Origin of the sequence: Allobosea sp. LC85, assembly GCF_000735605.1 — a bacterium.
Classification (GTDB): domain Bacteria; phylum Pseudomonadota; class Alphaproteobacteria; order Rhizobiales; family Beijerinckiaceae; genus Allobosea.
This window is the reverse complement of the sequence record NZ_JPKG01000006.1, coordinates 548,517-559,834: the sequence shown is the minus strand read 5'-3', so window position 1 is coordinate 559,834 and position 11,318 is coordinate 548,517. Positions and strand designations below refer to the sequence as shown.

Sequence of the window (11,318 nt, the reverse complement as noted above, 5' to 3'; positions counted from 1 at the left end):
CGCCTCGGTCGCCTGAGGGGCCGGGGGCAGGTCGGCTGCGGGGGCCTCGGGCGCAACGGACACCGCAGCGAGCTCGATCATCACGGCAGGCTCGGGCGCGCCGGCCGCAGCCTCTCCCGGGCGCCAGCTCAGGGCCAGCCAGGCAATGCCGCCATGCGCCGCCACCACGACGAGCCCAGCCGAACTCCAGCGCAGCAGCGCCGGCCAAACGCGGCGCGGCACGCTGCCGTCGGGGACCCCGGTCTTCATGGCTTTGCCCCCGCACCGGGCGCGGCCGCCTGGCCCGTATCCTCGATCCCGACCAGCGCGATCTTCAGATAGCCGGCATTGCGCAGCAGGTTCATCACCTCCATCAGCTCGCGATAGGCAACGGTCCCGTCGGCGCGCAGGAAGACCCGCTGCTCACGGTCGCTGCTGGTTTGATGGTCGAGCACGCTCTGCAGCGCTTCGCGTGGGACAGGATCGTTGCCGAGTGCGAGCGAGAGATCGCCCTTCACTGTGAGGAAGACGGGCTTCTCGGGGCGGGGCTGCGGTTGTGCATTGGAGACGGGCAGATCGACGGCGACATCGACGGTGGAGAGCGGGGCTGCGACCATGAAGATGATCAGCAGCACGAGAATCACGTCGATGAAGGGCGTGACGTTGATCTCGGAGACTTCCGCCAGATCGCCGTCCTGCGGATCCTTGAGCGAAACGGCCATTGCTCACTCCGCCGACATCAGCGGCTGCACCGCGTGCAGCGGACGGCCGGGACGCTGCGCCGCGCGGCGCGCGCGCTCGAGGTCGCGCGAGAGATGGCGCAGGACGTCGCCAGAGGCGTCAGACAGCACGGCACGGTAGCCGGCGATCGAGCGCGAGAAGATATTGTAGATGATGACGGCGGGGATCGCCGCGACGAGGCCGATTGCGGTCGCCAGCAGCGCCTCGGCGATGCCGGGCGCGACCACCGCGAGATTGGTGGTCTTCGACTGGGAGATGCCGATAAAGGAGTTCATGATGCCCCAGACCGTGCCGAACAGGCCGACGAAGGGGGCCGTCGAACCGATCGTCGCGAGCAGGCCGGTGCCCTTCGCCATGTCCCGGCCGGCACGGGCCTCGCGCCGTGACAGCGCGATGGCAACGCGCTCCTTGATGCCGTCATCCGAGAGTTCGGCCGAACGGCGGACTTCATCTCGGGCCGCCTGTACAAGCTCGGCGACGACGCTGCGCCGCGCATGACCGGCGGTGATCCTCTCGGAGGCGATCTCGAGACTGTCCGCCTCGTCCAGCCGGCGCGCGGCCAGGCGTGCCCTGGTCTTGGCAGCCATCAGCTCCAGGCTCTTGGCGAGCCAGATCGTCCAGGTCACCAGCGAGGCGAAGGCAAGCCCGAGCATCACCGCCTTAACGACGATGTCGGCCGCCATGAACATGCCCCAGGGCGAAAGGTCATGGGGAAGCGCAGCAGTGGCGACAGGGGCGGGAGCTTGAGGGGCCGGCGGCTGGGGAACAGCCATTTGCTCATGGGCGCCGCTCGGGCTCGCGGCGGCAGTCGGGGCCGGTATTGCAGGGGCGGCAGGTACGGTCGGGGTTGGGGCGGCCGGAAGTGGTGCGGGTTGCTGCGCGGCCGGTGTACTTGCCGGCGCTTGCGCGAAGCTTGTTCCAATCGCGGGGACAAAGGGGAGTGTCAGTGCCAGCAGCAGGGTACCGGCTGCGCTGCGTTTCGCCCGACCAGCGAGGGGGGGCGTGGCTGTACTGCGGCGCGGCTCGTCCTGGGCACTCATACCGGTTGGCTCTCTGCTGTCAGAGTGGTGGGCGGTTCATTTCGTGATTGGAGGCAATAGTTGTACTATTAATTTAGAAAAAATCTAATCTATGAATACTGCTATCGGCGCGTTACTGACGATTTACAGCGCGAATGTCAAAGTTAAAGATCGTGGTTGTGCCGAGTTGTAACCATTGTTTGGCCGGTTCCCGGTCAGCGGTCGCAGCGGTCCGGCGTAACACTTTATCGCGCCACCGCTGCCGACAGGTCGGCCAGTCAACCATGTCAATGATGTCAGCCCTGGTATTCCCAGGACGACGTTGCCTCCGGGGCACAAGTCGAAGAATGGTCATTCGGTCGCACCTGGCGACACTCCCCGACCGGATGACCTGATCTCGATGCCGAGTCTGCCTTCGCCCTTGCCGGTTCCCTCGTCAGGGCGTGGGCTGGGTCTCATCCTCGCCCTCGGGGTGACACAGGTCGCCGGCTATGGCTGCCTCTATTATGCCTTCGCAGTTCTGGCCCAGAGCATGACAGCCAGCTTCGGCTGGGCTCCCGAATGGACCTATGCCGGATTTGCGGCGAGCCTTCTTGCCGGCGGTGTGGTTGCTCCTGCCATCGGCCGGCAGGTTGATCGTCATGGCGCGCGCCTGGTCATGACGATCGGTTCGGCGCTTGCCGGACTGGCGCTCTTGGGGCTCGCCGAGGCGCGTGGCGGCCTGAGCTATTTCGCGGCGATGATAGCTCTCGGCATCGTCTCGACCATGGTCTTCTACGATGCCGCCTTTGCGGCACTGACGCAGTCACGCGGCGCCGGCGCACGCCGCTCGATCAGCCAGCTCACGCTGATCGGCGGCTTTGCCTCGACGATCTTCTGGCCCCTGACGACGGCGCTGCTTGCGCAGTTCGACTGGCGCGTGATCTACCGGTTCTACGGCTTGCTTCAGCTTGGGCTCTGCGTGCCGTTGCATCTCTTTGGGCTGCCTGGGCGCGTGAAGCGAGCCGCGGAACGCGGGCACGTCGCGAGCGCGCCGGCGCTGCCCCACGCCGATCATCTCGAAGGCGAGGCGCGCCGCTTGGCCTTTGTTCTGCTCGCTCTCGCCTTCTCGCTGCAGGGCTTCGTCGTTTCGGCCATGTCGGTGCATCTGCTGAGCATGCTGCAGGGGCTGGGCCTGAGCGCCGTAGTCGCCGTCGGTATCGGCGCCATGGTCGGCCCCGCGCAGGTCGCCGGACGGCTGGCGGAGATGCTGTTCGGCGCTTCTCTCCAGCCAGTGACCACGGCATGGATTTCGGCTGCGATGATGCCGCTCGGATTCGTCCTGCTGATGACCGGCCAGACGACCGCCATACTCGCCGGTCTCTTTGCGGTCGCCTACGGGATCAGCGTCGGGCTGAGCTCGATCGTGCGTGGAACCGTGCCGCTCCAGCTTTTCGGTCCGGCCGGATATGGTGCGATGCTCGGCAAGCTTTCGGCGCCGGGGCTGGTGGTCAAGGCGGCGGCGCCGCTTGCCTGTGCGGTCCTGATCGAGCGGGCCGGCCTGATGCCAACGGCGGCGCTGATGGTGCTGCTGTCCTTGCTCGCCACCGGCGCCCTGTTCATGCTCGCCCGCAAGGTCTCCTGACCCCCAGCGTTCAGATCCGTCGCCCGCGCCACCATGAACGGACTGCGTCGCGCGTGCGCAGGATAAAGGCATGGACCGCACTGCGCCTCACCCAGTCCAGCGCGCGCCTGCGCAGATCGGTGATGACAGCCATTCCGCGCGCGAACCAGCCGATGGTGAGAAGCTTCTCGCGGCCGGCATGGTAGATCCGCTCGACGATCACGAAACTCGCCAGATGCGCCAGCCCGAGCATGATCAGGCCGCCGGTCACATGGCCGTGCGCGATCACGATGAGGCTGACGAGCTTGAGCGGTTCGACGACGGCGAAAGGCGCCACCAGCACCGCCAGGATGGCAAAACGCGGCATGCGGGCGATCGCCGCCTCGGCGCGCGCCACGAACCGCCGTTCCGACAGCCAGCGAATGGCCGGGCGATAGAGCGGGCGCACGAGCTCGTCGAACAGGATCAGGAATGAGATCAGGCCTCGTACCGGCAACGCGGAAACGCGGCCGATTGCGGCTGCCAGACGATGGAGAGGTGACGATGCCATCGATCCTTCCTTGCCGCCCGCATGGGGGAACAGCAAGCGGAAATGCCATGCGTCCCAGCCACGGACAGGCGGAAGCCCGCGGTCGTGATCCCGGGCGTCGTTTCCGTCGCCAGGGATGACGCAAGCGATGGGGACGACCCCTGCCTTGATCGCTCGGATCGCGGCGACCTCAGTCGGTGAAGACGACCGTCTTCTTGCCGTTCAGCACGACGCGGTCCTCGAGATGATGCAGCACGGCGCGCGCCAGTACCCGCCGCTCGATATCGCGGCCCTTGCGCACCAGTGCGTCCGGCGTGTCGCGATGCGAGATGCGTTCGACATCCTGCTCGATGATCGGGCCTTCATCGAGATCCGGCGTCACGTAATGGGCGGTCGCGCCGATCAGCTTCACACCGCGCTCATGCGCCTGATGATACGGCTTGGCGCCCTTGAAGCCGGGCAGGAAGGAATGGTGGATATTGATGCAGCGGCCGAGCAGCTTGGCCGAGAGTCCGTCCGACAGGACCTGCATATAGCGCGCAAGCACGACGAGATCCGTCCTGGTCTCCTGGACGAGCTGCCAGATCTGGGCTTCCTGCTCCATCTTGGTCTGGCGGGTGATCGGCAAATGATGGAAGGGCAGGTCGCCGATATCGGTCGAGGCGATGCTGTCGCGACCGTGGTTCGAGATGATGCCGGCGACCTCCATCGGGAGTTCGCCGATGCGCCAGCGATAAAGCAGGTCGGCGAGGCAATGGTCGAATTTCGAGACCAGCAGCATCACGCGCTTCCGCACATGCTGCTCACGCAAGGTGAAATCCATGGTGAAGCGCCGGGCAAGCTCGCCGAAGGCTTCCGTGATCTCGGCGTGCGACCTGCTCTCGGCGAGGCGCTCGAAGACGACGCGCATGAAGAAGCGGCCGGTCTCTGTGTCGTCGAACTGCTGGGCGTCGCGGATGTTGCAGCCGGACTCGAACAGCAGCGTCGAGACGGCGGCGACGATGCCCGGACGGTCGGGGCAGGAGAGGGTGAGGATCGAAATGCGGTCGGACATGGCTGATGCCGCCCTTCGAGGGGCGGCCCTTCGCTGGGACAATGGGACAGGTTTCGAGTTGGAGGGCGCGCGACGCGCTGCGCTCAACCTCGTCCCGTTGCCGTCACCTTGCAGCCGAATTCTGCCGCGGAGGCGGAAAGCCAGGACCAGAAACTGCCTGCCATGCTGCGTGCGACCATGATCTCGAAAACGGCGTCACCGGATGCCGGATCGTCAGCGATCCGCCAGAGATGCACACCCATATAGGCGATGCTTGTCAAGGCGGCAGTCCCGACCGGGAAGGCGGAGGGGTGCAGGTCGAGCATGCAGCCCTTCGCCAGGGTATCGCGTACCTTCGGTCCGGAAAGCCGCAGCGCAGCCCGTCCGTCGGACTGGTCGGAGATAGCGGCGAGCGGCGCAAGATCGCGCAGCAGCTCATCGAAACCGTTCCGGTCCGGCGCAATCAGGTGCCACTGATCCGGGCCCGCCCAGACCAGACTGTGTCTCGCGCTGGAAACGATGCAGGGCGTCAGCGGCAGACCGAGCCCGATGTGGCCCTGGAGCGCCTGCGCAAGCGCCTCATCTCGACCGTCCCCGGCAATCAGGCTGGCGATGCCGAGTCCGTCACGCGCCTCGATCGTGACACCGGGCTGCCCCGCCGTTCCAAATTCGCCCGAGGCGAGAATGCCGGCCCAGGAGCCGCGCGGCGTCCAGGCAATTGTCGCAGCGTCAGCCATGGAGGCGCGCTCCTTCGGGATCGACGAAGACCGGATTGCAGATTTCGAGGACGATGTCGCCGTTGCGCACCGGATCGACGGCGCGGACGCGCTCGCCGATGCGTTTCGGGCCATTCTTCAGCAGGCCGAGGCCGATCCAGTGCTTCAGCACCGGGGAATAGGCGACCGAGGTCATGTAGCCCTCGTCATGTTCCATGGCCGCAGGCTTGCCGAGGCCGATGAAATGCGCGCCGGCTCGCAGTCGTTGGCCAATCTCCACCGGCTTGAAGCCGACCAGCGCCGGACGCTCCGTCTCGATCAGCGCTTCGCGGCCAGCCATGACGCGGCCGATGAAGTCCTTCTTGGCGGACATCATCCTGCCGAGGCCAAGATCGCGGGCCGTCGTCTGGCCGTTGAGTTCGTTGCCCGCGACATGGCCCTTCTCGATGCGCATCACGCCAAGCGCTTCGGTTCCATAGGGCGTGATGCCGTAGGGCGCGCCGGCCGCCATCAGGGCGCGCATCATCGCATCGCCATGATCGGCCGGGACGGCGAGTTCATAGGCGAGCTCGCCCGAGAAGGAGATCCGGAACAGCCGTGCCGGGATGCCGCCGCCGACAGTGATGTTGCGCGCCGCGAGATAGGGACACGCTTCGTTCGAGAGGTCGTGCTGTGCGTCAACGACACCGCGCAGGACCTCGCGGGCCTTGGGCCCGGCAACCGCGACCTGCGCCCACTGCTCCGAGACCGAGACCATGCGGACATCGAGCGTCGGCCAGAGCACCTGATGGCAGTATTCGAGATGTTGCATCACCTTGGCGGCGTTTGCCGTGGTGGTCGTCATCAGGAAATGCGTCTCGGCCAAACGCGAGGTCGTGCCGTCATCCATGACGAAGCCGTCCTCGCGCAGCATCAGCCCATAGCGCGCCTTGCCAACGGGCAAGGCCTTCCAGCCATTGATATAGACGCGCTCCAGGAACTCGGCGGCATCATTGCCCTGGATGTCGATCTTGCCGAGCGTCGAGACATCGCAGATGCCGACGCCATTGCGCACGGCCAGCACCTCGCGATTGACGGTGGTCAGCCAGTGATCCTCGCCGGGTTTCGGATAATACTGCCCGCGCAGCCAGAGCCCGGTCTCGACGAAGACGGCGCCCAGGTCCTTCGACCATTGATGGGTGGGCGCAAGCCGCATCGGTCGGAAATCCGGACCTCGGTGGTGGCCGGCAAGCGCCCCGATGGCCACTGGCGTATAGGGTGGCCGGAAGATCGTCGTCCCCGTCTCGGGTATGGTCTTGCCAGTCTGTTCGGCCATGATCGCAAGGCCGGAGATGTTCGAGGTCTTGCCCTGGTCGGTCGCCATGCCGAGCGTGGTGTAGCGTTTCAGGTGTTCGACCGGCCGGAACCCCTCACGCGCCGCCAGCTCGACATCGGCATCGGTCACGTCATTCTGGAAATCGACGAAGGCCTTGCCTTTGCCGCCCTTGACCCGCCAGACCGGGGAGATCGAGACGGCGTCAGGATCGGTCTTCGCTGTGGCAGCCAGTGGCTTCGCAGCGAAACCGCAATCGGCTGCAGCCTCGCTGCCGAGGCGGGCGCCGTCCACCAGTGCCTCGGCCAGGCCGAAATGGCCGGCTGCGCTGCCGGCCGCACTGAGGCCGGCGGGCATTGTGCCCGGCACGAAGGCCTGGATCGCCTCGTCCCAGACCGGCCGCGTGTTCTGATGCGAGGTCAGGTGCAGCGTCGGGTTCCAGCCATTCGAGACGGCGAGCAGATCGCAGGCAAGGCTCGTCTCGCGGCCGGACGCGTCGCGGATCGTGACCTGCTTCAACGCCTTGCCGCCGGAGGCGCGGCTGACCGCGCTGCCGGCGAAGACACGCGCACCGATCGCCTTGCCGAGTGCGACCAGCGCCGCATCGACCTGCGGGCGCGGATCGACGATCGCCGCGACATTCGCGCCGGCAGCAGTAAGATCGCGGGCCGTGGCCCAGCCATCATCGCCGGTGGTGAAGACCACCGCCTCGCGTCCGGGCAGGACGGCGTAGCGATTGAGATAGGTCCGCACCGCGCCGCCCAGCATGACGCCGGGTGTGTCGTTGCCGGCAAAAACGACAGGGCGCTCGATCGCGCCAGCTGCCAGTACCGCGCGCTTGGCGGTGATGCGCCAGGCGCGTTGGCGCGGCTGATGCACCGGAGGCAACGGCAGATGGTCGCTGACGCGTTCGACGGCGCCGTAGATGCCGTGATCGTAGACGCCAAGCACCGTCGTGCGCGTCATGATCCGGACATCGGGAAGGCTCGCGAGTTCGGCCAGGGCGTCGGCGACCCATTCGGAGCCGGCGCGGGCGTCGATCTCGCGCTTGTCGGCGAGCAGCCGGCCACCCGGCCGAAAATCCTCATCGCACAGGATGACGCGGGCGCCGCTCCGTCCGGCCGCCAGGGCGGCAGAGATTCCGGCAGGCCCGCCGCCAATGACGAGGACGTCGCAGAAGGCGAACGCCTTCTCGTAATGGTCGGGATCTTCCTCCATGGCGGCGCGGCCAAGACCGGCGGCGCGGCGGATCAGCGGCTCGTAGAGCTTCTCCCAGAAAGCCGCCGGCCACATGAAGGTCTTGTAGTAGAAACCTGCGGTCAGCGCCGGCGCGAGTAGCGAATTGATCGAGAGGATATCGAAATCGAGCGAGGGCCAGCGGTTCTGGCTCTGCGCCTCGAGCCCATCATAGAGCTCGGCCACGGTCGCTCGCGTATTGGGCTCGCGCCGGGCTCCGGAGCGCAGTTCGACGAGCGCATTCGGCTCCTCTGGACCTGCCGAAAGGATGCCGCGCGGCCGGTGGTACTTGAAGGACCGGCCGACGAGGCGCACGCCATTGGCCAGAAGGGCGGCAGCAAGCGTGTCGCCGGCATAGCCCTGATAGGAGCGACCGTCGAAGCGGAAGCTGACAGGGCTGGCCCGGTCGATCAGGCCGCCATCGCCGCGGCGGAAGGGCTGCTTCGCGCTCATGCCGCATCTCCCTGGGCGCGCGCCCTGGCAGTCTCGACGGTCTCGATGGCGTGGGTTCTCGTGTCGCGCGTCACGACCAGCCAGGCATGGCAGCCGGCGCTGTGATACCAGAGCTCGCGATGCCGCCCGGCCGGATTGTCGCGCTGGTAGACATAGTCGTGCATCGCCGCTTCCGTCGTTGCCATTCCCTCGGGCCGTTGCGGATTGGCGTCGCCCAGATAGGTGAATTCCTGGACGTCGCGGGCGCCGCAATGAGGACATGTGATGCGCATGGAGAAAGGTTCCTGAGCCGGCTCAGTGAAGGTTCGGCTGGGCGCCAGCGCCCTTTTCGTCGATGACGCGGCCCGTTGCGAACCGGTCGAGCCGATAGGCGGTCGCGACCTCGTGAGGTTCGTCGCGCGCGATCAGATGGGCGAAACACCAGCCCGAGGCCGGCGTCGCCTTGAAGCCGCCATAGCACCAGCCGGCATTGAGATAGAGGCCCTGGACCGGGGTGTGGTCGATGATCGGTGAGCCGTCCATCGACATGTCCATGATCCCACCCCAGTGGCGCAGCATGCGGATGCGGCCAAGGCCCGGCCACAAGGCCATGGCCGATTCCATCACGTCCTCGATCACGGGCAGGTTGCCGCGCTGGGCGTAGGAATTGTAGCCGTCGATATCACCGCCGAAGACGAGACCGCCCTTGTCGGACTGACTAATGTAGAAGTGCCCGGCACCATAGGTGACGACATTGTCGATCAGCGGCTTCACGCCTTCCGAGACGAAGGCCTGCAGCACGTGGCTTTCGATCGGCAGCCGCATCCCCGCCATCCCGGCAAGCCGCGAGGAGTTGCCGGCGACAGCAAGCGCGACCTTCCTGGCCTTGATCGCGCCGCGCGTCGTCTCGACGCCGGTGATGCGGCCGCCTTCGATCGTGAGCCCGGTGACTTCGCAGTTCTGCACGATATCGACGCCGCGCTGGTCGGCGGCACGGGCGTAGCCCCAGGCGACGGCATCATGCCGGACCGAGCCGCCGCGGCGCTGCAGGAGACCGCCCTGGATCGGGAACCGGCCATCCCGGTAGTTCAGGAAGGGCACCATGGCGCGAACCTGCTCACGGTCGAGCAGTTCGGCATCGACGCCGGCGAGCCGCATGGCGTTGCCGCGCCTGGCATAGGCGTCGCGCTGCGAGTCGGAATGGTACAGGTTCAGCACGCCACGCTGGCTGACCATCGCGTTGTAGTTGATGTCCTGCTCCAGCCCCTCCCAGAGCTTCAGCGACCATTCGTAGAACGGCGTATTGCCAGGCAGGAGATAGTTCGAGCGGATGATCGTGGTGTTCCGCCCGACATTGCCGGATCCGATATAGCCCTTCTCGATCACCGCGACATTGCTGATGCCATGCTGGCTCGCGAGGTAATAGGCCGTTGCCAGCCCATGGCCACCGCCGCCGATGACCAGGACGTCATATTCCGCCTTCGGCGCCGCATCGCGCCAGGCCGGCGTCCAGCCGCGGTGACCCTTGAGCGTCTGTGCGGCGAGGGAGAAAATCGAATAGCGCATCGGGGCACCCGGGACGTCTATGCCGGACAGGAATTCGCGCCGGGCTTGTCATCGTGAGATTGCCGAACATAGTCTCACGGACATGACCATCAGCGACGCGATCTTGACCGGTAACGACAGCTATGGGGAAGGGGCGCCCACCCATGTCGGCTTCCTGCTGATTCCGGATTTTGCGTTGCTGGCCTATGCCTCGGCGATCGAGCCCCTGCGCGCCGCCAATCGGCTCTCGGGGCGCAGCCTCTATCGCTGGAGCCACGTCTCGATCGATGGGGCGCCGGCTCCGGCCTCCAATGGCGTCAGCATCCAGCCTGATTTCGCTGTCGGAGATGATGCCCGCCTCGATTACATCTTCGTTTGCGCCGGCGGAAATCCCGCCGCCTTCCAGCATCAGCCGACCTTCGCCTGGCTCCGGCAGCTCGCCCGGCGTGGCGTCAAGCTCGGCGGCGTCTCGGGCGGACCCTATATCCTGGCGCGCGCCAATGTGCTCTCCGGCTACCGCTTCACCATCCATTGGGAGCATGCGCCGGCCTTCATCGAGGATTATCCCGATCTCGATGTGCGGCGCTCGCTCTACGAGATCGATCGCGATCGGCTGACGTCGAGCGGCGGCACAGCTCCACTCGACATGATGCATGCCGTCATCGCCCGCGAGCACGGCAGCGAACTCGCGCTCGCGGTCAGCGAATGGTTCCTGCAGACCCATGTCCGTGAGGGCGAGGGGCCGCAGCGCATGCCGCTGCGCGAGCGGCTCGGCGTCAGCCATGCTCCGCTGCTGCGTGTCGTCGGGCGCATGGAGCAGAACCTCGAAACGCCGCTTTCGCGCGGCGAGTTGGCGCGAACAGCGGGCGTCTCGCTGCGTCAACTCGAGCGTCTTTTTCGGCTGCATCTCGGCCGATCGCTCGGCGAGCATTATCTTGGCCTGAGGCTCGAGCGAGCCCGCCATCTTCTGCGTCAGACCAGTCTCTCGGTGCTGGAGGTTGCGCTCGCCTGCGGCTTTTCCAGCGCGAGCCATTTTTCTCGCGCCTACCGGGCCCGCTTCCACCATCCGCCGCGGGGCGAGCGAGCCCCGTACCGACCAGCGGTTTGACGCTGAATGTCAAGAAACCGTCGCATTACGACAATTCCAAACGGGCATAGACCGGAACTCTGGGT

General features: G+C 66.3%; 10 protein-coding genes and 1 pseudogene. 2 read left to right on the top strand and 9 right to left on the bottom strand.

All coding sequences use genetic code 11. The features are described 5' to 3' along the window. The 3 genes and pseudogenes from FG93_RS03660 to exbB form a co-directional block, all read right to left on the bottom strand. Positions 1-249: pseudogene (locus FG93_RS03660) on the bottom strand (energy transducer TonB); the annotation flags it as partial. Then, the gene (exbD, locus tag FG93_RS03655) at positions 246-701 is read right to left on the bottom strand and encodes a TonB system transport protein ExbD (protein ID WP_043231681.1); all 456 of its coding nucleotides are present in this window, start codon (positions 699-701) and stop codon (positions 246-248) included. The gene exbD and the pseudogene FG93_RS03660, both read right to left, overlap by 4 nt. A 3-nt stretch (positions 702-704) precedes the next feature. Continuing rightward, on the bottom strand, positions 705-1,643 hold the full coding sequence (exbB, locus tag FG93_RS33215) for a tonB-system energizer ExbB (RefSeq protein ID WP_052513339.1): 939 nt from the start codon (positions 1,641-1,643) through the stop codon (positions 705-707). Positions 1,644-2,139: 496 nt separating this feature from the next. On the opposite strand from exbB, the gene FG93_RS03645 reads away from it, so the two are divergent. After that, positions 2,140-3,363, top strand: a complete 1,224-nt coding sequence (locus FG93_RS03645; protein WP_052513319.1) for an MFS transporter — start codon at positions 2,140-2,142, stop codon at positions 3,361-3,363. A 10-nt stretch (positions 3,364-3,373) separates the two neighbouring features. Here FG93_RS03645 and FG93_RS31020 read toward each other — a convergent pair whose 3' ends face one another. The 6 genes from FG93_RS31020 to FG93_RS03615 form a co-directional block, all read right to left on the bottom strand. Continuing rightward, a complete protein-coding gene (locus FG93_RS31020; RefSeq protein WP_152579283.1) occupies positions 3,374-3,892 on the bottom strand; it encodes a hypothetical protein in 519 nt (172 codons plus the stop codon). A gap of 169 nt (positions 3,893-4,061) precedes the next feature. After that, the gene (gene purU / locus FG93_RS03635) at positions 4,062-4,925 is read right to left on the bottom strand and encodes a formyltetrahydrofolate deformylase (protein ID WP_043231679.1); all 864 of its coding nucleotides are present in this window, start codon (positions 4,923-4,925) and stop codon (positions 4,062-4,064) included. Positions 4,926-5,008: 83 nt separating this feature from the next. After that, complete coding sequence (locus FG93_RS03630) at positions 5,009-5,641, bottom strand: sarcosine oxidase subunit gamma (RefSeq protein ID WP_043231678.1); 633 nt, start codon at positions 5,639-5,641, stop codon at positions 5,009-5,011. Then, positions 5,634-8,621 carry a sarcosine oxidase subunit alpha family protein gene (locus FG93_RS03625; protein WP_043231676.1) on the bottom strand — a complete coding sequence of 996 codons (2,988 nt, stop codon included), beginning with the start codon at positions 8,619-8,621 and terminating at the stop codon, positions 5,634-5,636. The genes FG93_RS03630 and FG93_RS03625 overlap by 8 nt, the downstream gene beginning before the upstream one ends. Then, complete coding sequence (locus FG93_RS03620) at positions 8,618-8,893, bottom strand: sarcosine oxidase subunit delta (RefSeq protein ID WP_043231673.1); 276 nt, start codon at positions 8,891-8,893, stop codon at positions 8,618-8,620. The genes FG93_RS03625 and FG93_RS03620 overlap by 4 nt, the downstream gene beginning before the upstream one ends. Before the next feature lie 22 nt (positions 8,894-8,915). Continuing rightward, entirely contained in the window at positions 8,916-10,166 is a 1,251-nt protein-coding gene (locus tag FG93_RS03615; protein ID WP_043231671.1) for a sarcosine oxidase subunit beta family protein, read from the bottom strand. Positions 10,167-10,248: 82 nt separating this feature from the next. Between FG93_RS03615 and FG93_RS03610 the strand changes: the two genes are divergently transcribed. Beyond that, positions 10,249-11,253 (top strand): GlxA family transcriptional regulator, encoded by a 1,005-nt coding sequence (locus FG93_RS03610; protein ID WP_081881272.1) that lies wholly within the window; start codon positions 10,249-10,251, stop codon positions 11,251-11,253. The last annotated feature ends 65 nt before the right edge of the window (positions 11,254-11,318 follow it).

Excerpts from the sequence above, each read along its gene's own strand:
- FG93_RS31020 (WP_152579283.1), bottom strand. The coding sequence starts at position 3,892 with ATGGCATCGTCACCTCTCCATCGTCTGGCAGCCGCAATCGGCCGCGTT.
- FG93_RS03620 (WP_043231673.1), bottom strand. The coding sequence starts at position 8,893 with ATGCGCATCACATGTCCTCATTGCGGCGCCCGCGACGTCCAGGAATTC.
- FG93_RS03645 (WP_052513319.1), top strand. The coding sequence starts at position 2,140 with ATGCCGAGTCTGCCTTCGCCCTTGCCGGTTCCCTCGTCAGGGCGTGGG.
- FG93_RS03615 (WP_043231671.1), bottom strand. The coding sequence starts at position 10,166 with ATGCGCTATTCGATTTTCTCCCTCGCCGCACAGACGCTCAAGGGTCAC.
- FG93_RS03630 (WP_043231678.1), bottom strand. The coding sequence starts at position 5,641 with ATGGCTGACGCTGCGACAATTGCCTGGACGCCGCGCGGCTCCTGGGCC.
- FG93_RS03610 (WP_081881272.1), top strand. The coding sequence starts at position 10,249 with ATGACCATCAGCGACGCGATCTTGACCGGTAACGACAGCTATGGGGAA.
- purU (WP_043231679.1), bottom strand. The coding sequence starts at position 4,925 with ATGTCCGACCGCATTTCGATCCTCACCCTCTCCTGCCCCGACCGTCCG.
- FG93_RS03625 (WP_043231676.1), bottom strand. The coding sequence starts at position 8,621 with ATGAGCGCGAAGCAGCCCTTCCGCCGCGGCGATGGCGGCCTGATCGAC.
- exbD (WP_043231681.1), bottom strand. The coding sequence starts at position 701 with ATGGCCGTTTCGCTCAAGGATCCGCAGGACGGCGATCTGGCGGAAGTC.